Consider the following 20,703-nt stretch of genomic DNA (forward strand, 5'->3'; position numbering starts at 1 on the left):
TCAAGGAAGGTTCCATGTGAACCGCACGCGCATGAACGATCGCTCCGCCCGCATTCGCTCCGGAAATCCGGGCTCCGCGAGGGGCCGAAACCGTTCCGGCTCCCCGCGCCGTGCCGAAGGCCACGGACGCCGGCGGACGTCGCCCCAGGGCGAGTTCGCACTGCCCAAGACGGTCACCTCGGCGCTGCCTGCCGTCGAGGCGTTCGCCGACCTCGACATGCCGGCGGAGTTGCTGGGTGCGCTGGGCCACGAGGGTGTGACCGTACCGTTCCCGATCCAGGCGGCGACCCTGCCGAACTCCCTCGCGGGCCGTGACGTACTCGGCCGTGGCCGCACCGGTTCGGGCAAGACCCTCGCCTTCGGCCTCGCCCTGCTGGCCCGTACGGCAGGCCGACGCGCCGAGCCGCGGCAGCCGCTGGCCCTCGTCCTGGTACCCACCCGCGAGCTGGCCCAGCAGGTCACCGACGCCCTCACTCCGTACGCCCGCTCCGTGAGGCTGCGGCTGACCACCGTGGTCGGCGGCATGTCGATCGGCAAGCAGGCCGGTGCGCTGCGTACCGGGGCGGAGGTCGTCGTCGCCACGCCGGGCCGGCTCAAGGACCTCATCGACCGTGGCGACTGCCGCCTGGACCAGGTCGCCGTCACCGTGCTCGACGAGGCCGACCAGATGGCCGACATGGGCTTCATGCCTCAGGTCACCGCGCTGCTCGACCACGTGCGCGCCGGGGGGCAGCGGATGCTGTTCTCAGCCACGCTGGACCGCAACGTCGATCTGCTGGTCCGCCGCTACCTGACCGACCCGGTGGTCCACTCCGTCGACCCGTCCGCGGGCGCGGTGACGACCATGGAGCACCACGTACTCCACGTGCACGGCGCGGACAAGCACCGGACGACCACCGAGATCGCGGCCCGGGACGGCCGGGTGATCATGTTCCTGGACACCAAACACGCGGTGGACCGACTGACCGAGCACCTGTTGAACAGCGGCGTCCGCGCCGCCTCCCTGCACGGCGGCAAGTCCCAGCCGCAGCGCACGCGGACCCTGTCCCGCTTCAAGTCCGGGCATGTGACGGTGCTGGTGGCGACCAATGTCGCGGCGCGCGGTATCCACGTCGACAACCTCGATCTGGTCGTGAACGTCGACCCGCCCAGCGACCACAAGGATTACCTGCACCGAGGCGGGCGCACGGCCCGCGCCGGTGAGTCCGGCAGCGTCGTCACGCTGGTGACCCCCGACCAGCGCCGCGACATGAGCCGGCTGATGGCCGCCGCCGGCATCACACCGCAGACCACCCAGGTGCGCTCGGGCGAAGCCGAACTGAGCCGCATCACCGGTGCCCAGGCCCCCTCGGGCGTCCCGGTCACCATCACCGCGCCGACCACGGAACGTCCCCGGCGTGCCTCCTCCCCGCCCCGCGGCCGGCGGGGTCGCGCCGGCCGGGGCCGGTCCACCGGCGACGCGGCTCGCCGCACGCCGCAGCGCTCGTCCGCCGTCGACGCGGCTGCCTAGCCCCGTCGCGGCCCACGCCGTCGCGCCCGGTCCGTCGTGACCGGGACATCCACCCGTCCCCACAGGAGGCATCCTTTGACACCGGCCCGGACTCGGCAACGTCCCACCCGCCCCCTTCCCTCGGCCTCGGCCGGGGACCTGTCCGGACCGCAGGTCTGTGACGACATGACGGTGGAGGTGGCGCTGTCCGTCATGGCCGGCGCCCGTGTCGGATTCCTGTTCCTGTGCGACCGGGACGATCAGATCACGGGCTCGATCACCCGGACCCGGCTCGTCGCCGTCCGCGACAGCTCCGCCTACACGGACCGGCTCCGGCTGCGGGACGTCCTCGGCGCCGACGGGCCGTCCGCCCCGCCCGCGCCCGTGACGACGCCCGGAGCCGGGCACGCGACGCGGCGCCGGCAGCCCGGCGCGCCGTCTACCGTCCCCGGCGAGCACGGTTGCGCCCCGGGCGCTCTCACCCTGTCCCGCTGACCGGCCCGTCCGGCCCCCGGTCCCCTTCCTCCTTCCCCTGTGAGGCATCATGCGCTGCGTCATCGCCCGGTTCCCCTTCGACCTCACCAAGAGCGGGGTGCTGACCTCGATGAAGGGCGTGAAGCCCGAGCCCGTCACGGGAGAGTCCGTGCTCATCGGCCGCCACCACTACCCCGCCAAGCAGGTGGGCGAAGTCATCACCAGGCAGGACCGCCGCGACTTCACCAGCGGCGAGGTCGTCCGGGCCATGGCGCGGCTCGGCTTCACCTGCCGGAGCGGCCATGAGGCTGCGTCCGCCCCGCACGCCTCCACGCCGGTCGAGACAGCGTCGGCGCTGCTGGGCAGCCCCAGCCCTCTGGGACTGTGACGACGACCGCCGGAAGCTGATCCCCTGGACGGCGTCCGGCACAGGACAGCGGTGAAGGGGCCCTGCCGACGCGCGTCGGCAGGGCCCCTTCACCGCTGTTGTCGTCCGGTTCCGGTCGACCGGAACCGTCCGTCCGGGAGGCGCCGGCCACGGTGTCTCGGTACGGCGTCTCAGTGGTCGGAGTAGCTGAAGTCGCCCACGGTCCAGGCGCTGACGTCCTTGATCGCGACGCGGTACATCCCACCGGTCTCGGGAATTCCGACGCTGCCCTGGAGGATCCTGGCGAGATGGAAGTGCAGATGCGTGGGCGCCTCGCCACGGTCGGCGCGGTCCTGCGGCCGGTCCGCGGTGAAGACGCCGGAGAACGAACCGAGATGGTCCGAGTCTTTGAGTACCTCCGAGACCCGCTCCCTCCACGCGGCCTCGGGAGCCAGTCGGCCAGTGATGACAGCACCACCGACCACCACGGTCAGCGACATCTGATTGCTCTGCCCGGACTCCACCATCGTGGAGATGCCGACGAGCAGGTCGTCAGGGTTCGACATGGGAGCGGATTCTATCCAGCGGCCGCCCCACCATCCACCTGCAGAGGTGGCGTGAGGATGCTTGAGGTGAGGCGCCATCAAAATCTATCTTTGTCAGAGTAGACATGGGTCGGGCGCGTGGTTAGAGTTTCTCCCGTAGACACAGTCGGAGATGCCCGGCAGACACGAACTGGCGGGATGGCACAGGTAGTACCGCAGTGCCGGTTCTGACACACAGATTCACCAGAGGAAGGACGGAGGGAGCAGACGCCATCAGGATCGCCCGGCCCGAGAGCGTTCGGACCGGGTACCGCAAGGCCCCGGAACGGAAGGTGGTCCTCGGTCACGCAACCGCGATCCCGGTACGCCCTGCCCGCTCCCGGGCCGGGCGGCGGAAACAGAAGGTCGGCGCGGCAGTAACGCCGACAGATGGTGTTCAATTTCCTTCGGGGCCCTGGTGCCGTACGGCACCAGGGCCCCTCAGCGCGTTTGCAGAACGAGGTGACATGACAGCAGACAGTCCACTGAGCGATCGTCTCGATGACGACGACTACCCCGCGTACACGATGGGCCGTGCCGCCGAGATGCTCGGCACCACCCCGGGTTTCCTCCGGGCCATCGGCGAGGCCCGGCTCATCACTCCGCTCCGCTCCGAGGGCGGACACCGGCGCTACTCCCGCTACCAGCTCCGGATCGCCGCTCGTGCCCGCGAGCTGGTCGATAGAGGAACACCGGTCGAGGCCGCCTGCCGCATCGTCATCCTTGAGGACCAGCTTGAGGAAGCACAGCGCATCAACGCCGAGTACCGCCGCACGGCGGAGCAGGCGTCAGACGGTTCCGACTCCGGTTCCGGTTCCGGTTCCGCCTGAGCAGGCCGGCCGGACCGGCCGGTGCGCATGACGGGATCACCCGGCCCTCCGGCCGGGCCCGGTCCCGCTCCTCCACGAACCGGGCGGGACCTCGCGCCACGGACCCGTCCGCGAGCGCGGCGTGCTCCCCGTGTCCGTCCGGTATCGGCAGATTGACGCGGAGCAGCACGTCAACAGGTGCCCGGGAGAGGGAGACGAGGAGCCGGAATTCGTGTTCGCTCCCCACGTGCAGGCGCTCGACGCCCAGTTCCAGGGCGAGCCGAAGTTCCGTCTCCGTCTTGCCGGGGCCGCCGAAGCTCGGCCCGCTCGGGGAGTACCGCACGTATCGCGTGGGCGTGCCGGTCGAGAGCGGTGAGGTCGTAGATGTAGGCGGGGAGTTCGTGGGGCGGCAGCCGCTGGGCGTGGGCGACGACGCGTGGTTCGATCACCAGGTGACGCTTTCCGGGCGGCAGGACGATGGCTCGTGTGCGAGGGGCGAGGCGACCCTGATGTATTCGGCGTCCTGGTCGGCCCGCTGTCGCCAGCGGGTGAGCAGGGTGGCCTTGGCCGGCAACGGTGCGCCGGACACCAGCGCACGTAGCTGTGGGGGGTCGCCGTGCGCGAGGGAACACCGTGCGAGCACCCGGTGCACGGCCGCCCACCGGACCGCGTTCCGGCCTGGTGGGCCGGGCACACCAACGCGAGGACGACCCAGAGGTGGTACGTGAAGCCGGGCGTGGAGACCCCCTTCCGTGAGATTTTCTGAGATGTGGGAGCGTGAGCGGGTGAGTGAGAGTACGCCGAACACCCTGCAATACCGCTCCGACGGGCCGGAGGACGCGCCGGTCCTGGTCCTGGGCCCGGCCCTCGGGACCACATGGCACATGTGGGACCGGCAGGTGCCCGAGCTGACCCGGCACTGGCGGGTCCTCCGCTTCGATCTGCCCGGCCACGGCGGCGCCCCGGCCGAGCCCGCCGCCACCGTCGGCGACCTCGCCGACCGGCTGCTGGCCACGCTGGACGGGCTCGGCGTCGAGCGCTTCGGGTACGTGGGCTGCTGCGTTTCCGGTGCCGTCGGCACCGACCTGGCCCTGCGCCACCCGCACCGGCTCGCCTCACTGGCCGTCGTGGGCTCCGCCGCCCACTTCGCCGCGGCCGACCGCTGGGGCCCGCGCGCCGCGGAGGTCCGCGCGAACGGGCTCGAACCGGTAGCCCTCTCCGCGCCCGAGCGCTGGTTCACGCCCGCCTTCGGCGGTGCGCAGCCCGCGATCGTGGACTGGGCCGTCCAAATGGTGCGCACGACCGACCTCCACAGCTATGCCGCGGCCTGCGAGGCCCTGGCCGCGTTCGACGCACGGCCGGAGCTGGGCCGGATCGGCGCTCCGACGCTGGTGATCGTCGGATCCGACGACCAGGTGACGCCGGCCGCGGAGGCGCGGGTGCTGGTGGCGGGCATCCACGACGCCCGCCTGGCGGTGGTGCCGGCGGCGCGCCACCTGACGCCGGTGGAACAGCCCGCGGCCGTCACGGACCTGTTGGTCCGCCACTTCTCCGCCCCCTGGCAACCGGCTCCGTCCTCAGCGGGCGCGGGTGGGGCCGGCGTGGTGGGCGATGTGGCTTCCGTGCCGCAGCCGGCTGTCGTCGAGTCGTCGCCGGCACCTGCGGATGCCGGGGAACCGGGCGGCGGCGGTCCTCGCCCCGTTCCCGGTTTCGGGCCAGGCCCCGCCGTGGTGCCCGGTACGGTCCCGCCCCCGGCAGCCGCCCCCGACCCGGCAACCGCAGGCGTACCCGCCACTCCGGTCAGCCGCGAGAACGGCAACCCGTACGCAACCCCGACCCCGACCCCGCCCGCGGCAGCCTCCGGCCAGGCCACGGGCACGGAGACCGGCCCCGGCGCTGGCACCGGCCCCGGCGCCGGCACTGGGTCCGGCACGGGAACCACCCCGGGCGCCGGGCCCGGCACCGGATACGGCACCGGGACCGGCACTGGTACGGGCGCCGGGCCCGGCACCGAGACCGCCAATGGCCCCGGCACCGGCACCGCCACGGGTACGGGCATCGGCACCGCCACTGGCACGGGCACCGGGCCCGGCACCGGCACCGCCAGTGGCCCCGGCACCGGCACCGGCATCGGCACCGGCACTGGGTCCGGCACGGGAACCACCCCGGGCGCCGGCCCCGGCACCGGATACGGCACCGGCACCGCCACCGCCACGGGCCCCGCCACCGGTGCCCCGCCGGTCGTGGAGGCCGACCCGTACGCCGTCGGTCTGCGCGTCCGTGCCGAGGTGCTCGGCGGCGAGGGCCGGCCGCGGGAGCGGACCGGCTTCGGAGCCGGCTACGAGGCCTTCGTCACCCGCGTGGCCTGGGGCGGGACCTGGGCGCGGCCCGGGCTCGACCGGCGAACCCGCTTCCTCCTCACGCTCACCGCCCTGACCGCGGGCAGTCACCTCGACGAGCTGGCCGTACACGTCCAAGCCGCCCTGCGCGCCGGCGTCACCGCCGACGAGATAGAGGAAACGTTGCTGCACGCGGCGACGTACTGCGGGATACCGGCCGCCGGCGCGGCCATCGCGGTGGCCGCGCGCGTCGTGGCCCAGGAGGCCCCTGCTTCCTGACCCCGCCCTCCGGCCCGGCCCGGCCGGGCCCGCCCCGCCCGTCTCCTCCGGCCCTCCGGGCCGGTGGGTGCAAGATGGGGGCATGAAGCTGATCAAGCAGAGTCACGCCTGCGTCCGGCTGGAGAAGGACGGTCGCAGGCTCGTCATCGATCCCGGGGTCTTCAGCGAGGAGGACGCGGCCGTCGGCGCGGACGTCGTTCTCGTCACGCACGAGCACCCCGACCACTTCGACGAAGGCCGGTTGCGCGCCGGGCTGGAGGCCAATCCGGCCGCGGAGCTGTGGACCCTGCGCAGTGTCGCCGAGCGGGTCTCGGCGGCCTTTCCGGGGAGGGTGCACACCGTCGGCGAGGGCGATGCCTTCACGGCCGCGGGTTTCGACATTCAGGTGCACGGGCAGCTGCACGCCGTGATCCACCCGGACATCCCGCGGATCACCAACGTCGGCTACTTCGTGGACGGTTCGGTCTTCCACCCCGGCGACGCGCTGACCCTCCCGGGGCAGCCGGTCGACACGCTGATGGTTCCGGTCATGGCGCCCTGGAACAAGGTCTCCGAGGTCATCGACTACCTCCGTGAGGTCAAGCCGCGGCGGGCGGTCGACATCCACGACGCGCTGCTCACCGACCTCGCCCGGCCGGTCTACGACCGGATGCTCGGCCCGGACGGACCGGGCGCCGGCGGTACCGAGCACACCCGGATGGTCACCGGCCAGAGCATCGAGCTCTGAAAGCTCTGAAAGCTCTGAAGGCTCTGGAATTTCTGGAAGCTCTGACTGTCGGACCCTCCCGTTAGGGTGGCTGCATGCGCATCGCCACCTGGAACGTGAACTCGATCACCGCCCGTCTCCCCAGGCTGCTGGCCTGGCTGGAGAGCAGCGGCACGGACGTCCTCTGCATCCAGGAGACCAAGTGCACCGCCGAGCAGTTCCCCGCCGAGGAGCTGCGCGAGCTCGGTTACGAGTCGGCGGTGCACGCCACCGGGCGGTGGAACGGCGTGGCCCTGGTCTCCCGGGTCGGCCTGGAGAACGTCGTCCACGGCCTGCCCGGCGGCCCCGCCTACGAGGACGCCCAGGAGCCGCGGGCGATCTCCGCGGACTGCGGCCCCGTGCGCCTGTGGTCGGTCTACGTGCCCAACGGCCGCGAGGTCGGCCACGCCCACTACACGTACAAGCTCCACTGGCTGGAGACGCTGCGCGACGTGGTCGCCGCCGACGCGACGGGGGAGCGGCCGTTCGCGGTCCTCGGCGACTTCAACATCGCCCCCACCGACGCGGACGTCTTCGACCCCGCCGTCTTCGAGGGCGCCACCCACGTCACGCCCGCCGAGCGCGCCGCCCTCGCGGCGCTGCGCGACGCCGGGCTGTCCGACGTGGTCCCCCGTCCGCTGAAGTACGACCAGCCGTACACCTACTGGGACTACCGCCAGCTCTGCTTCCCGAAGAACAAGGGCATGCGCATCGACCTGGTCTACGGCAACGCCCCCTTCGCCGCCGCGGCGAAGGACGCGTACGTGGACCGCGAGGAGCGCAAGGGCAAGGGCGCCTCCGACCACGCCCCGGTGGTCGTCGACCTCGACGTCTGAGCAGGCGAGCAGCGAGCCACGAGCGCCGCGGTCAGCCGAGCGCCGGGATGACGTCCTTGCCGTAGGCGTCGATGGTGGCCTCCTTCGCGTCGTGCATCGCGTAGACGGCGAACTGGTCCACGCCCAGCTCGCGCAGGTGCTCCAGCCGCTCCCGGTGTGCCGCAACGGGCCCCAGGAGGCAGAAGCGGTCCACGATCGCATCGGGCACGAAGTCGGTCGAGGGGTTCCCGGCGCGCCCGTGGTGGCTGTAGTCGTAGCCGTGGCGCTGCTCGATGTAGGCGGTGAGCGCCTCGGGGACGAGCCCCGAGTGCGCGCCGTAGCGGGCGACGAGGTCAGCGACGTGGTTGCCGACCATGCCGCCGAACCAGCGGCACTGCTCGCGCGCGTGCGCGAGGTCGTCGCCGACGTAGGCGGGCGCGGCGACGCAGATCGTCACCGAGGACGGGTCGCGGCCCGCCTCGGCGGCCGCGGTGCGGACGGCCTTGATCATCCACTCCGTCAGGAACGGGTCGGCGAGCTGCAGGATGAAGCCGTCGGCCTCCCGCCCGGCCAGGGCCAGGGCCTTCGGCCCGTAGGCCGCCATCCACACGGGCAGCCGGCCCTCGCGCACCCACGGCAGTCGCAGCATGGTGCCGTCTATGTCGGTCTCGCGGCCCTCGGCGAGGTCACGGATGACGCGCATGGCCTCGCCGAGCGCGGCGAGGGTGTTGGGCTTGCGGCCGGCGACCCGCATCGCCGAGTCGCCGCGGCCGATGCCGCACACCGTGCGGTTGCCGTACATGTCGTTGAGGGTGGCGAAGGTGGAGGCGGTCACTTCCGGGCTGCGGGTGGAGGGGTTGGTGACCATGGGGCCGACGACGAGGCGTTCGGTGTGTTCCAGGATGCGGCTGTGGATGACGAAGGGTTCCTGCCACAGCACGACGGAGTCGAACGTCCAGCCGTAGCGGAAGCCGGCGTCCTCGGCGCGGCGCATGAGGTCGATGACGGCGGTGGCGGGCGGGTCGGTCTGGAGGACGAGGCCGAAGTCCACGGTGCGGGGTGCTCCTTACGCGTTACGTGAGGTACTGGCAGGTGGAGCGGGGCAGGTAGTGGCCGTGTCCGGCCCGTCCGGTGAACCGCCGCCGGTCGATGACGGTCACGCCGCGGCAGAGCACCGTCTCGACCTGTCCGGTGATCTCCTTGCCCTCGTAGGCCGAGTAGTCGACGTTCATGTGGTGGGTGGCGGCGGAGAGCGTCTGCCGGGCGTGCGGGTCGTAGACGACGACGTCGGCGTCGCTGCCCGGGGCGATGGTGCCCTTGCGCGGGGCGAGGCCGAACATCCGGGCGGGGGCGGCGCAGGCGATCTCGATCCAGCGGCGGCGGGAGATGTGCCCGTCGACGACGGCCTGGTGGAGGAGGTCCATGCGGTTCTCGACGCCCGGGAGGCCGTTGGGGATCTTCGAGAAGTCGCCGCGGCCGAGCTCCTTCTGACCGGCGAAGCAGAACGGGCAGTGGTCGGTGGAGACCACCTGCAGGTCGTCGGTGCGCAGCCCGCGCCAGAGCGCGGCCTGGTGCTCCCGGGGGCGCAACGGCGTCGAGCAGACGTACTTGGCGCCCTCGAAGCCGGGCTCGGCGAGGTTGTCGGTGGACAGGAACAGGTACTGGGGGCACGTCTCGCCGAAGACCGGCAGCCCCGCGTGGCGCGCCCGGGCCAGCTCGGCGACGGCTTCCTGGGCCGAGACGTGCACGACGTACAGGGGGCTGCCGGCGACGCGGGCGAGCTGGATGGCGCGGTGGGTGGCCTCGGCCTCCAGCAGCGCCTTGCGGACCTCGCCGTGGTAACGGGGGTCGGTCTTCCCGGCGGCGAGGGCCTGCTCGACCAGGACGTCGATGGCGATGCCGTTCTCGGCGTGCATCATGATCAGGCCGCCGTTGTCCGCGGCCCGCTGCATGGCGCGCAGGATCTGCCCGTCGTCGCTGTAGAAGACGCCCGGGTAGGCCATGAACAGCTTGAACGACGTGCAGCCCTCCGCCACCAGGTGGTCCATCTCCTTCAGCGAACCCTCGTTCACGTCGGAGAGGATCATGTGGAAGGCGTAGTCGATCGCGCACCGGCCCTCGGCCTTGGCGTGCCAGGTGTCGAGCCCCTCGCGCAGGGCCTGCCCGCGGGTCTGCACGGCGAAGTCGACGACGGTGGTGGTGCCGCCCCAGGCCGCGGCCCGCGTGCCCGTCTCGAAGGTGTCCGAGGAGGACGTGCCGCCGAAGGGGAGCTCGAAGTGGGTGTGGGCGTCGACGCCGCCGGGGACGACGTACTTCCCCGTGGCGTCGATGGTGTGTTCGGCGCTCCAGCCGCGGGCGCAGGCGCTGTCGGAGGCGGCGAGGGCGGCGACGGTGCCGTCCTCGACGAGGACGTCGGCGTGCATCTCCTCGGCGGCCGTGACGACGAGCCCGCCCTTGATGACCGTTCTGCTCACGGCCGCTCCTTCGGGTCGATGGCCTGCTGCACCTCGCGCAGGGCGGTCGCGAGGGCGGCTGCGCCCTCTTCTGCCTCGGCGACGGTGAGGGTCAGGGGCGGGGCGATGCGCAGCACGTGGGCCTCGCGGCCGCCCCTGCCGACCAGGAGGCCCTGCTCGCGGGTGCGTTCGAGGGCGAGCGCGGCGGCCTCCGTCGAGGGCGAGCCGTCGGGTCCGGCGAGCTCGATGCCGATCATCAGGCCGCGGCCGCGCACCTCGCGGACGACGGACAGGCCGGCGGTGACGGCGCGCAGCCGCTCGATGAGGAGGCCGCCGACGCGGCGGGCGTTGCCCTGCAGGTCGTGCTCCAGCAGGTAGGTGAGGTTGGCGAGGCCGGCCGCCGTGGTGACGGGGCTGCCGCCGAAGGTGGAGATGGAGTTGGCGTCGAGGCAGTTCATGACCTCGGCCCGGGCGACGACGCCGCCGAGGGACATGCCGTTGCCGATGCCCTTGGCGAAGGTGAGCAGGTCCGGCGGGCCGCTCGCGGCGTGGGCCTGCCAGCCCCAGAAGTGGTCGCCGGTGCGGCCCCAGCCCGTCTGCACCTCGTCGCTGATCCACAGGATGCCGTGCTCGTCCAGCACCTCGCGGAAGGCGGCGTAGAGCCCGTCGGGCGGCGAGGTGAAGCCGCCGACGCCCTGCACCGGTTCGGCGATCAGGGCGGCGACGTCGCGGCGCGTCTGGCCGAGCACGTCGCGCAGGTCGGCGACGCAGGCGTCGGTGAACTGCGCGTCCGTCAGCCCGGCGTAGGGGCCGCTGGTGCGGACGCAGCCGTGCACGTACAGCGTCTGCAGCGGCGAGAGGCTGGTCGGCGACCAGGCGGCGTTGCCGGTGACGGCGACGGTGGAGAAGGAGCGGCCGTGGTAGCCGTTGCGCATGGCCAGGATCTGGTTCGAGCGCCGGAAGGACGTGGCCAGCAGCAGCGCCGCGTCGTTGGCCTCGGTGCCGGAGGTGGTGAAGAAGACCCGGGCGTCCGGGATGCCGGACAGGGCCGCGATGCGCTCGGCCAGCTCGACCATGTGACGGTCGAGGTAGAGGGTCGAGGTGTGCAGGATGCGCCCCGCCTGCTCGGCGACGGCCTTGGTGACCTCCGGCAGGGCGTGCGCGGTCATGGTGGTGAGGACGCCGCCGTAGAAGTCGAGGTAGCGCCGCCCCTCGGCGTCCCAGACGTACCGCCCCTCGCCGTGGCTGAGCTGCAGGGGCTCGCGGTAGTAGAGGGAGAGCCACTCGGGCATGACGGCCCGGTGCCGGGCGTGCAGCGAGGGCTGGGGCGCGGTCACGGCCGCACCAGCCCGTCGTACGCGTCGGGCCTGCGGTCGCGGTAGAACGCCCACTGCCGGCGCACCTCGTCGATGAGGCCGAAGTCCAGGTCGCGGACGAGGAGTTCTTCCTTGGTGTCGCTGGCCGGCTCGCCGACGAAGCGGCCGCGCGGGTCGACGAAGTACGACGTGCCGTAGAAGTCGTTGTCGCCGTACTCCTCCCGGCCGACGCGGTTGATCGCCGCGATGAAGTATTCGTTGGCGACGGCCGCGGCCGGCTGCTCCAGCTGCCACAGGTGGGAGGAGAGGCTGCGGGAGGTGGCGGAGGGGTTGTAGACGAGCTGGGCCCCGGCCAGGCCCAGCGAGCGCCAGCCCTCGGGGAAGTGGCGGTCGTAGCAGATGTAGACGCCGACCTTGCCGACGGCCGTGTCGAACACGGGCCAGCCGAGGTTGCCGGGCTTGAAGTAGAACTTCTCCCAGAATCCCTTGAGCTGCGGGATGTGGTGCTTGCGGTACTTGCCGAGGTAGCGGCCGTCGGCGTCGATGACGGCGGCGGTGTTGTAGTAGAAGCCCGACTGCTCGGCCTCGAAGACCGGTACGACGATCACCATGCCGGTCTCGCGGGCCAGGTCCTGCATCCGGCGGACGGTCGGCCCGTCCGGGACCGGCTCGGCCCAGCGGTAGTGCTCGTCCTCCTGCACCTGGCAGAAGTAGGGAGCGTTGAAGACTTCCTGAAAACCGATCACCGCGGCGCCCTGCGCGGCGGCGGCGCGGGCGTGCTCCTCGTGCTTGGCGATCATCGACTCGGTGTCGCCGGTCCAGGTCGCCTGGACCAGTGCGGCGCGGACAACGTTGGCCATGAGCTGCTCCTATGCCAGGGGCTTCCACCAGGCTGACACGCGAAGATCCGTGTGTGCATGCGACCGTAGGTGCCGTCACTGCGCGTGGCAAGACCATCGCACCACGTCCCGGGAAAAGCCGTCGCGCGCACGCGCCGGGTCCCCGCGGGTGGGCAGGGCGCGAGGCCCGCTGCCGTGCACACCCGCGGGGACGGCCGGACGTCACCGCGCCGGCCGCACCACCATGGCCGCGCCGCCGCCGCGCCGGGACTTCTCCGCCGCCGCCAGCCACCGCCCGTCCGGCAGGCGCTGGATGCCGGTGGCCGCGCCGATCTCCGGGTTGGCCTTGAAGACGTGCCCCTTGGCCTCCAGCCGGCTCCGCAGCGGGCCGTCCCACAGCCCCGGCTCCAGCTCGGTCACCGCCGCGTTGCGCTGGCTGGCGCGCGGCGCGGCGATCGCGTCGACGAGCGGCATCCCGCGGTCCACGTGGTTGAGCAGCGTCTGCAGCACCGTCGTGATGATCGTCGCACCGCCGGGGGAGCCCAGCGCGAGGGCCGGCCTGCCGTGGTCGAGGACGATCGTCGGCGACATCGACGAGCGCGGCCGCTTGCCCGGCCCCGGCAGGTTCGGGTCGGGGACCCCCGGGCTCACGGGTACGAACGAGAAGTCGGTCAGTTCGTTGTTGAGCAGGAAGCCGCGCCCCGGCACCGTGATGCCGCTGCCGCCGGTCTGCTCGATGGTCAGGGTGTAGGCGACGACGTTGCCCCACTTGTCGGCCACCGTCAGGTGGGTGGTGTTCTCCCCCTCGTACGGCGTGGGGGCGGCCGTGCCGCGGGAGGTGCAGGACGACCGCGGCCGGCGCGGGTCGCCCGGCGCCAGGGGGCTGGTGAGCACGGCGTCGTCCTTGACCAGGCAGGCGCGCGCGTCGGCGTAGCGCTGCGAGGTGAGCCCCGCGACGGGCACCCTCTCGAACGCGGGGTCGCCGACCCAGCGGTTGCGGTCCGCGAAGGCGATCCGGCTCGCCTCCACGTAGCGGTGCAGGTAGGTCGCCGCGTCCAGCTTCCGCAGGTCGCCGTTCTCCAGGATGTTGAGCGCCTCGGCGACGGTCGTGCCGCCCGACGAGGACGGGGCCATGCCGTAGACGTCCAGGCCGCGGTAGGCCGTCCGGGTCGGTGCCTGCTTCCTGACGCCGTACGCCCGCAGGTCCTTCTCCGTCAGGTCGCCGGGGCGCGCCACGCGGTGCGAGGCCGGGTCGACGGGCGGCTTGCGGACGGTCCGCACGATGTCGCGGCCCACCGCGCCCCGGTAGAAGACGTCCGTGCCCTGCTGCGCCAGCAGGCCGTAGGTGCGGGCGAGGTCGGGGTTCTTGAGCGTCGAGCCCACCTCGGGGAGCCGGCCGCCGGGCAGGAAGAGCCGGGCGCTGGCCGGGAAGTCCTTGAAGCGGGCCTGGTTGTCGGCGGTCTGGTTGCGGAACGTCGCGTCGACGGTGAAGCCGTCGCGCGCCAGCCGCCGGGCGGGCGCCAGCACCTGGGCGAGCGAGCGGCTGCCCCAGGTGCGCAGCGCGGTGTCCCAGGTCGCGGGGGTGCCGGGGGTGCCGACGGCGAGCCCGCTGGTGACCGCGTCGGCGAAGGGGACCGGCTTGCCCTTCTCGACGAACAGGTCCTTGTCCGCGCTGAGCGGAGCCCGCTCGCGGCCGTCGAGCGTGGAGACGGTGCGCGTCCCGGCGTCGTAGTGGACGAGGTACCCGCCGCCGCCGATGCCGGCGGAGTAGGGCTCCGTGACGCCCAGGGCGGCGGCGGTGGCCACGGCCGCGTCGACGGCGTTGCCGCCCTTGCGCAGTATCTCGATGCCGGCCGCCGAGGCGTCGGGGTCGACGCTGGAGACCGCGCCGCCGTAGCCGACGGCGAGGGGGGACTTCGGGGGCGGCGGGGCGGTGCCCGGGCTCGGGCCGGCGGCCGCGGCGGGCGCCGTCAGCACGCCGGCGAGCAGCGCGGCGGCCGCCGCGAGGACGGGCGTGTTCCGGTGGGCGGACGGTCTCTGCAGGGCCATCGGTGCCTCCATTCGGGCGAACGGGCCCCGGAGCCTACTCGCGGAGCCCGTCCGCCGACAGGGCACGCTCAGTGCTTGCGGAGCTCCGCCGTCACCGAACGGGCCATGGCCGCCTCGCCCTTGGCGTTGGGGTGGAAGGGCGCGGCCGGGTTCTCGGGCTGGGCGCCCTCGACCCACCGGTCGGCGGTGGGCTTGCACACATCGTGGCCCACGGTCGGCCCGTACGTGTCGGCGAAGCGGACGTGCGCCGCGCGGGCCTGCTCCTTGAGCATGGCGTTGAGCCGCTTCTCGGTGTCGCGCAGGTACGGGGCGTCGCCGGCCGCGATCGGCACGTTCGGGAAGCAGCCCTCACCGCCGTCCGGCATGATCGTCGGGTAGCCGACGAGCACGACCTTGGCGTACGGGGCGCGCTCGTGCACGGCCTTGAGGACGTGCGCGATCTTGGGCGCCGCCTCGTTGATGCGCGCGGTGAGCTGGTCGCTGCCGTCGGCGGCCGTGAACTGCTTCTTGCAGGGCGCGCCGGCCGGGTCGGTGACGGACAGCTGTGCGCAGGTGCCGATGATCGTGCCGAAGCCGATGTCGTTGCCGCCGATGCCGACCGTCACCAGCTTGGTCTGCTTGCCGAGGGCGTCGAGCTGCGGGGCGTTCTCGCCCTGCGCCCGCCAGAAGTCGTCCGTCGTCGCCCCGCTGCAGCTGACGTCCTTGAAGGACTTCTGCTGCAGCTGCGCGGCGGTGAGGGCGGGGTAGTTGACGCTGGACCGCGCGCAGTCGCCGCCGCTCTGCTCGGGGACACCGGGCGCGGAGGTGTACGAGTCGCCGAGGGCGACGTAGCGGGCGCTGCCGGCCTGCTGGGCGGGGGCGGCGGAGACGGAGGGGGACGCCGCCGCCGTCAGGGCCGAGGCCGCGCCGAGCGCTGCCAGGGCCTTGGCGTACCGGCTGCCACGTGGGCGCACGAATGCCACAAATGCTCCAAAAAGGTGGGAGAGTCCGTTCATCGATGATCAGTCGATCATCGCGGGCCAGACTTCCCGCGTGGTTACGGTCTGTCAATCCGAGGCCGTCGCTCGTCCGGGTGATGCGAGCAGGCTCACGGTGGGACCGCGGCGGACGACGCGGCCGGCGTCGAGGACGTGGACCGTAGCGGTGTATGCGGCGACGAGGTGCACCTCGTGACTGACGACGACCAGCGCCAGCCCCCGCTCGTCCGTCAGCCGCACGAGCAGGTCCATGACGGCCGTGGCGGTGCGGGGGTCGAGGGCGGAGGTCACCTCGTCGCACAGCAGCACCTCGGGCCGCGGGGCCAGGGCGCGGGCGATGGAGGCGCGCTGGCGCTGGCCGCCGGAGAGCTCGTGCGGGTAGCGGCGGGCGAAGCCGGCCGGCAGGCCCACGGCGTCGAGCAGTCCGGCGACGTGTTCCGCCGTGCCCCGCCGGGGCACCACGCCGTGCAGCCGCAACGGGCGCGCGAGGGCCGCGCCGACGGTACGCGCGGGGTTGAGGGCCCCGAGCGGGTTCTGCGGCACCAGCTGGATGCGCCGCAGCTGCTCGCGGCTGCGCCTGCGGAGGCCGCCCGGCAGCGGCGCGCCGTCGAGCACGAGCCGCCCCTCCTCGGCCGGCTGGAGCCCTGCCAGGACGCGCAGCAGGGTGGTCTTGCCCGAACCGGACGGGCCGATGACGCCGGTGGCGCTGCCGGGCGCGGCCGTGAAGTCGACGCCGTCGAGCGCCCGGTGGGTGTCCCGGCCGCGGGACCGGCCGAAGGTCACGCGCAGGCCGCGGGCCGCCAGCCCGGCGGCCGGCAGGTCCTCCGGGGCCGCCGGCTCCGGCTCCCTCGCCCTGCGCGGTGCGACGGCCGCGCCGGCCGCCCGGGCCGGAGCGGGGGGCGGCCGGGTGCCGAGGTGGACGACGTCGTCGGCGCAGAGGTCCAGCAGGGCGGGGTCGTGGCAGGCCAGGGCGACGGCGATGGCGCGGTGCGCGGCCACCTGGCGCAGCAGGGCGGCGATCCGGTCGCGCAGCGCCGCGTCGAGCCCGGCGGTGGGCTCGTCCAGGAGCAGGACGTCGGGCGTGCGCGCGAGGGCGCGGGCGAGCGCGACGCGCCGCTGCTGGCCGCCCGAGAGGGCAGCCGGCCGGCGGCCGAGGAGCCCGTCGTCGGCGGGCAGCCGGCATTCGGCGAGCAGGTCGCGCACCGCCTGCTCCCGGGGGTCGGTGGCGGTCTCGGCGACCAGGCGCCGCACCCGCATGCGGGGGTCGAGCCCGGATCCGGGGTCCTGGCCGACGTAGGCCAGGCGGTGGCGCCGCAGTTCCCGCAGCCGGCGGGGCGGCAGGGCGAAGACGTCCTCGCCCAGGACGTGCGCGCCGCCGGCGAGGACGCGCGCCCCGGGGGGCAGGGCGCCGAGGACCGCGCGCAGCAGGGTGGTCTTGCCGGAACCGGAGGCGCCGGTCAGTGCGGTGACGCGGCCGCGGCGCAGGACGAGGCCGGTGCGGGGGAGCAGGACCGGCCCGGCGGGTATGCCGATCTCCAGGTCCACGACGCTCACCAGGGGGGCGTCGTCGTGCGGGCCGGCGGTCATCGGAGGGCCTCCGTGCGCCGGCCGGTGGGCGGGAGGCGGTCGGCGGCGAGGTGGGTGCCGACGGCCAGGACGGCGATGGCGAGGGCGGGGGCGACGACGGCCCAGGGGTTGAGGAGGATGCCGGGCGCGTTCTCGCGGATCATCAGGGCCCAGTCGGGGGTCGGGGGCTGCGGGCCCAGCTGCAGGAAGCCCGCCATGGACAGGACGTAGACGGCGGCGACGAAGCGCAGCCCGAACAGGGCGAGGACGGTGGAGCGCAGGGTGGGCAGGACCTCGCGCAGCGCCAGGTACCACAGGTGTTCGCCGCCGGCGCGCGCCGCCTCGGTGAATCCGGCGGCGGCCGGCGGGGCGGCGGCGGCCGCCACCACCCGTACGGCGTAGGGGGTGCCCAGCACGACGGCGGCCGCGACGACGGCCAGGCGGCGGCCGCCCGGCCAGGCGAGCGCGAAGAGCATGAAGCCGAGGACCGGAGGCACCAGCATCACCAGGTCCGCGCCGCGTTCGACCAGGCGCCCCAGGCGCGGGTCGAGGGCCGCGAAGCAGCCCAGGACGGCGCCCAGGGCGGTGACGGTCACCGCCACGGCGAGGGAGCCGGCGACGAGCGGACCGCCGCCGTGCAGCAGCCGGCTCCAGACGTCGCGGCCCAGCTGGTCGCCGCCCAGGAGCGCCCCGCCGCCGGGCGGCCCGTAGGGGGCGGTGACGGGCTTGTCGACGGGGTGCGGCGCCAGCAACGGGCCGGCCGCCGCCAGCAGGAGGACGGGGACGGGGCCGAGGGCGGGCAGCAGCCCGGCGGGCACCCGGTACGGGCGGCGCCGGGCCGCGGGCGGACCGGATGCGGAGGGTGCGCTCACGGGCGGGCTCCCACGGTGCGGTCGCGGACGAGGTCGGCGAGGAAGAGGACGAGCGTGATGGCGGCCGCGGTGCAGGCCACGACGCCGGCGATCACGGAGGTGTCGCGGTCGGCGACCGCGCCGGCCAGCACCATGCCGACGCCGGGGTAGTTGAAGAGGGTCTCCACGACGACGGCGCCGCCCAGCAGCATGCCGGTCGAGGTGGCCAGGCCGGTCGCGATGGCGGGCAGCGCCCCGGGCAGCGCGTGGAGCAGCACGACCCGGTGCGGGGACAGGCCGTCGAGGACCGCGGCCTCGACGTGGGGCGCCGTGGCCTGGTCGGCGAGGGCGGCCCGCACCAGGCGGGTGTTCCAGCCCGCCTGCGGCACGGTGAGGGCCAGGACGGGCAGGACCAGCATCCTCCAGTCGGCCGGGGAACCGTTGGCGCCGGTGAGGGTGGTGGGCGGCAGCCAGCCCGTCCACAGGGAGAGGAGCAGCAACAGGCCGACGGCGACGACGAATTCCGGCAGGGCGAGGGTGGCCGTGGCGAGGACGCCGATGGTGCGGTCCGCCGGACCTCCCGGGCGGGCGGCGGCCCGGCAGCCGAGGGTGAGGGAGAGCAGCAGCGTCAGCGCGAAGGCGGTGCCGCTGAGGACCAGGGTGTTGGGGAAGGACGCGGACAGCAGTCCGGTGACCGGTTCCCCGCGTGCGGAGGTGCCCAGGTCGCCGGTGGGCAGGGAGGTGATCCAGTCCAGGAACCGCTCGGGGAGCGGCCGGTCGAGGCCGAGGAGGTGCCGCTGCCGGTCGAGGCCGGCGGCGCTCTCGCCGTGCCCGGCGACGGCCAGGGCGGCGTCTCCGGGCAGCAGCTCGACGCCCGCGAAGACGACGGCGAGCAGGACGGCCAGCAGCAGGGCGCGGCGCGCCAGCAGGGCCGTGGCGCGCAGCGCGAAGGCGGCCGCGCGGGCCGGTGCGGCCGCGGGTGCCGCGGCCGCACCTGGTGGGCCGGACGGGACGGAGGTCACCTCGCGAGCCACACGCGTTCCAGCTGGACGCGTCCGTAGCCGGGCAGCCGGGGCAGGTCGCGCACCGTGGCGGCGGCCAGGTCGATGCCGTCGGCCATGCCCCACAGCAGGTAGCCCGACCGTTCGTGCTCGACCTTCTGGAGCGTGCGGAGCCCGGCCGTCCGGGCGGCGGCGTCCTTGGTGCCGATGGCCTTGCGGTAGGCGGCGTCGAAGTCCTCGTCGGAGAAGCCGGCTTCGTTGCGCGGGGCGCCGGTGACCAGGGTGTTGGAGGCGAAGAAGACGACGGAGTCGTTGGTGCCCCAGTAGGTGGTGTAGAAGTCGCCCTTGAGCCAGGTCCTGTCGTAGAAGGCGTTGGACTCCTGCTTGACGACCTTGACCTTGATGCCGGCCTCGCGGGCCTGGGAGGCGAAGAGCGTGGCGGACTCGGCGAGGCCGGCGATGTCCTCGGTGGTGACCAGCTCGTAGGTCCTGCCGAGGTCGAAACCCGCCTCCTTCAGCAGCTTCGCGGCCCTGGCGAGGTCGCGGGTGCGCCGGGGGATGTCCTTGGCGTGGGCGGGGTCGGCGGTGCCCAGGACGTCGTTGGCGACGGTGCCGTAGCCGGAGAGGACCTGCTTGACCATGGCCTCGCGGTCCACGACGAGCTTGAACGCCTCGCGGACCCGGGGGTCGGCGAAGGGGCTGCCCGCGGCGGCGCGCATCACGATGGGCATCGCCATGTCGTCGGGCCGGCGGACGACTTGGACGTCCTTGCGGGAGGCGGCGGTGCGGCCGGCCACGGCACCGCAGTTGGAGGCGAGGTCGATCTGGCCCGCCAGCAGGGCGTTGCCCATGGCCTGTGCGGTCTCGAACATGATCACTTCCACGGCGTCCAGGAGGACCTCGCCGCCGTGCCAGTGCTCGTTGCGCACCAGCCGGGCGTTGCCGCCGCGGTACCAGTCGAGCCTGAACGGTCCGGTGCCCGGCGCCTTGGCCAGCTCCTTGTCGCCGGTGTCCTTCTTGAGGACGAAGGTGGACAGCCGGGTCAGGAGGGGGAGTTCGGCGTTGGCGTAGTCGGAGACGAGGACCACGGTGCCCTTGCCGTCGGCCCGTATGGCCTCGGCCTTGACGCCCGGCAGCCGGGACGCCCCGGCCGGGGTGCTGCGCAGCCGGCGCAGGGACCAGGCCACGTCGTCGGCGGTGACGGGGGTGCCGTCGTGGAAGGCCGCGCCCTCGGCGAGGGTGAAGCGCCAGGTCTTCAGGTCGTCCGATGGGGTCCAGGAGGTGGCGAGGCGGCCGACGGTGTTCGTCTTCGCCCCGGGTGCGGTGAGGGTGTCGTAGGCGAGCGCGATGGCCAGATAGTCGCTCTCGTTGCCCTGGTTTCCGTGGGGGTCGCGGGTGATGGCGGACGCCCGGCCCAGCGCGCCGACGCGCAGGGTGCCGCCGCGCCGCGGCTTGTTTCCGGTGTCCGAGGAGGCCGTGCCGCCGCTGGTGCAGGCGGAGAGCAGCGTTGTCGCTCCGAGGCCCGCTCCGGTCAACAGCACCTGTCGCCTGGTGAAGTCCACGTCGTCCCCGATCCGCAGCAGGTTCAGGTCTACTTAGGTTTGCCTACCCTAAATTTCTTCACCCCCGCAAGCTTCCGTGCGTACGACATGAATCAGCCATCTTCTTAAGTCGCCGCATTTCAGCGGTCGTTCAGGCAAAGGCGGCCTATCGGATAACCCGTCAGTTAGGTTTGCCTAACCTAACTTCG

At 73.4% G+C, this 20,703-nt stretch carries 17 protein-coding genes and 2 pseudogenes; 8 read left to right on the forward strand and 11 right to left on the reverse strand.

Translation table 11 applies throughout. The features are described from left to right. Positions 1-16: 16 nt before the first annotated feature. The 3 genes from LE181_RS00835 to LE181_RS00845 all read left to right on the forward strand — a co-directional run bounded on the left by LE181_RS00835 (position 17) and on the right by LE181_RS00845 (position 2,351). Positions 17-1,510 (forward strand): DEAD/DEAH box helicase, encoded by a 1,494-nt coding sequence (locus tag LE181_RS00835; RefSeq protein ID WP_225658902.1) that lies wholly within the window; start codon positions 17-19, stop codon positions 1,508-1,510. A gap of 165 nt (positions 1,511-1,675) precedes the next feature. After that, positions 1,676-1,984, forward strand: a complete 309-nt coding sequence (locus LE181_RS00840) for a CBS domain-containing protein (protein WP_225658903.1) — start codon at positions 1,676-1,678, stop codon at positions 1,982-1,984. Between the two features lie 49 nt (positions 1,985-2,033). Continuing rightward, complete coding sequence (locus LE181_RS00845; RefSeq protein WP_225658904.1) at positions 2,034-2,351, forward strand: SCO5918 family protein; 318 nt, start codon at positions 2,034-2,036, stop codon at positions 2,349-2,351. A 170-nt stretch (positions 2,352-2,521) separates the two neighbouring features. Here LE181_RS00845 and LE181_RS00850 read toward each other — a convergent pair whose 3' ends face one another. After that, on the reverse strand, positions 2,522-2,896 hold the full coding sequence (locus LE181_RS00850) for a GvpU-like protein (RefSeq protein WP_225658905.1): 375 nt from the start codon (positions 2,894-2,896) through the stop codon (positions 2,522-2,524). Positions 2,897-3,381: 485 nt separating this feature from the next. Here LE181_RS00850 and LE181_RS00855 point away from each other — a divergent pair, with 485 nt between their 5' ends. The 5 genes and pseudogenes from LE181_RS00855 to LE181_RS00880 all read left to right on the forward strand — a co-directional run bounded on the left by LE181_RS00855 (position 3,382) and on the right by LE181_RS00880 (position 7,922). Continuing rightward, on the forward strand, positions 3,382-3,744 hold the full coding sequence (locus tag LE181_RS00855; RefSeq protein ID WP_225658906.1) for a MerR family transcriptional regulator: 363 nt from the start codon (positions 3,382-3,384) through the stop codon (positions 3,742-3,744). 764 nt (positions 3,745-4,508) lie between these two features. Beyond that, positions 4,509-5,510, forward strand: a pseudogene (locus LE181_RS00865) (alpha/beta fold hydrolase); the annotation flags it as partial. 567 nt (positions 5,511-6,077) lie between these two features. Next, positions 6,078-6,341: pseudogene (locus LE181_RS00870) on the forward strand (carboxymuconolactone decarboxylase family protein); the annotation flags it as partial. 82 nt (positions 6,342-6,423) lie between these two features. Continuing rightward, a complete protein-coding gene (locus tag LE181_RS00875) occupies positions 6,424-7,068 on the forward strand; it encodes an MBL fold metallo-hydrolase (RefSeq protein ID WP_225658907.1) in 645 nt (214 codons plus the stop codon). Positions 7,069-7,142: 74 nt separating this feature from the next. Beyond that, entirely contained in the window at positions 7,143-7,922 is a 780-nt protein-coding gene (locus LE181_RS00880) for an exodeoxyribonuclease III (protein WP_225658908.1), read from the forward strand. 31 nt (positions 7,923-7,953) lie between these two features. On the opposite strand, the gene LE181_RS00885 is transcribed toward LE181_RS00880, so the two are convergent. From LE181_RS00885 to LE181_RS00930, 10 genes are all read right to left on the reverse strand, one after another. After that, positions 7,954-8,952 carry a TIGR03842 family LLM class F420-dependent oxidoreductase gene (locus LE181_RS00885; RefSeq protein WP_225658909.1) on the reverse strand — a complete coding sequence of 333 codons (999 nt, stop codon included), beginning with the start codon at positions 8,950-8,952 and terminating at the stop codon, positions 7,954-7,956. A gap of 22 nt (positions 8,953-8,974) precedes the next feature. Then, positions 8,975-10,375, reverse strand: coding sequence for a dihydropyrimidinase (hydA, locus tag LE181_RS00890; protein ID WP_225658910.1), 1,401 nt, complete (start codon positions 10,373-10,375; stop codon positions 8,975-8,977). Beyond that, a complete protein-coding gene (locus LE181_RS00895) occupies positions 10,372-11,646 on the reverse strand; it encodes an aspartate aminotransferase family protein (RefSeq protein WP_225658981.1) in 1,275 nt (424 codons plus the stop codon). The genes hydA and LE181_RS00895 overlap by 4 nt, the downstream gene beginning before the upstream one ends. A 41-nt stretch (positions 11,647-11,687) precedes the next feature. Continuing rightward, on the reverse strand, positions 11,688-12,530 hold the full coding sequence (locus LE181_RS00900) for a nitrilase-related carbon-nitrogen hydrolase (protein ID WP_225658911.1): 843 nt from the start codon (positions 12,528-12,530) through the stop codon (positions 11,688-11,690). Positions 12,531-12,731: 201 nt separating this feature from the next. Next, a complete protein-coding gene (ggt, locus tag LE181_RS00905; RefSeq protein ID WP_225658912.1) occupies positions 12,732-14,558 on the reverse strand; it encodes a gamma-glutamyltransferase in 1,827 nt (608 codons plus the stop codon). A 68-nt stretch (positions 14,559-14,626) separates the two neighbouring features. Further along, positions 14,627-15,520 carry an SGNH/GDSL hydrolase family protein gene (locus LE181_RS00910; protein ID WP_225658913.1) on the reverse strand — a complete coding sequence of 298 codons (894 nt, stop codon included), beginning with the start codon at positions 15,518-15,520 and terminating at the stop codon, positions 14,627-14,629. Positions 15,521-15,604: 84 nt separating this feature from the next. Beyond that, positions 15,605-17,122 carry an ABC transporter ATP-binding protein gene (locus LE181_RS00915; RefSeq protein WP_225658914.1) on the reverse strand — a complete coding sequence of 506 codons (1,518 nt, stop codon included), beginning with the start codon at positions 17,120-17,122 and terminating at the stop codon, positions 15,605-15,607. Beyond that, positions 17,119-17,973: an ABC transporter permease subunit gene (locus LE181_RS00920; protein ID WP_372458206.1), complete on the reverse strand. Its 855-nt coding sequence runs from the start codon at positions 17,971-17,973 to the stop codon at positions 17,119-17,121. Before LE181_RS00920 ends, LE181_RS00915 begins: the two co-directional genes overlap by 4 nt. Further along, positions 17,970-18,986, reverse strand: coding sequence for an ABC transporter permease (locus LE181_RS00925; RefSeq protein WP_372458207.1), 1,017 nt, complete (start codon positions 18,984-18,986; stop codon positions 17,970-17,972). Before LE181_RS00925 ends, LE181_RS00920 begins: the two co-directional genes overlap by 4 nt. Next, positions 18,971-20,515, reverse strand: coding sequence for an ABC transporter substrate-binding protein (locus tag LE181_RS00930; protein ID WP_225658915.1), 1,545 nt, complete (start codon positions 20,513-20,515; stop codon positions 18,971-18,973). The genes LE181_RS00925 and LE181_RS00930 overlap by 16 nt, the downstream gene beginning before the upstream one ends. Positions 20,516-20,703 lie beyond the last annotated feature (188 nt).

The organism is Streptomyces sichuanensis (assembly GCF_020328095.1).
Lineage (GTDB): Bacteria > Actinomycetota > Actinomycetes > Streptomycetales > Streptomycetaceae > Streptomyces > Streptomyces cinnamoneus.

Bases quoted from the DNA above. Each gene is read 5' to 3' on its own strand.
- LE181_RS00845 (WP_225658904.1), top strand. From the start codon at position 2,034: ATGCGCTGCGTCATCGCCCGGTTCCCCTTCGACCTCACCAAGAGCGGG.
- LE181_RS00855 (WP_225658906.1), top strand. From the start codon at position 3,382: ATGACAGCAGACAGTCCACTGAGCGATCGTCTCGATGACGACGACTAC.
- LE181_RS00850 (WP_225658905.1), bottom strand. From the start codon at position 2,896: ATGTCGAACCCTGACGACCTGCTCGTCGGCATCTCCACGATGGTGGAG.
- LE181_RS00880 (WP_225658908.1), top strand. From the start codon at position 7,143: ATGCGCATCGCCACCTGGAACGTGAACTCGATCACCGCCCGTCTCCCC.
- LE181_RS00840 (WP_225658903.1), top strand. From the start codon at position 1,676: ATGACGGTGGAGGTGGCGCTGTCCGTCATGGCCGGCGCCCGTGTCGGA.
- ggt (WP_225658912.1), bottom strand. From the start codon at position 14,558: ATGGCCCTGCAGAGACCGTCCGCCCACCGGAACACGCCCGTCCTCGCG.
- LE181_RS00895 (WP_225658981.1), bottom strand. From the start codon at position 11,646: ATGCCCGAGTGGCTCTCCCTCTACTACCGCGAGCCCCTGCAGCTCAGC.
- LE181_RS00900 (WP_225658911.1), bottom strand. From the start codon at position 12,530: ATGGCCAACGTTGTCCGCGCCGCACTGGTCCAGGCGACCTGGACCGGC.
- LE181_RS00875 (WP_225658907.1), top strand. From the start codon at position 6,424: ATGAAGCTGATCAAGCAGAGTCACGCCTGCGTCCGGCTGGAGAAGGAC.
- LE181_RS00915 (WP_225658914.1), bottom strand. From the start codon at position 17,122: ATGACCGCCGGCCCGCACGACGACGCCCCCCTGGTGAGCGTCGTGGAC.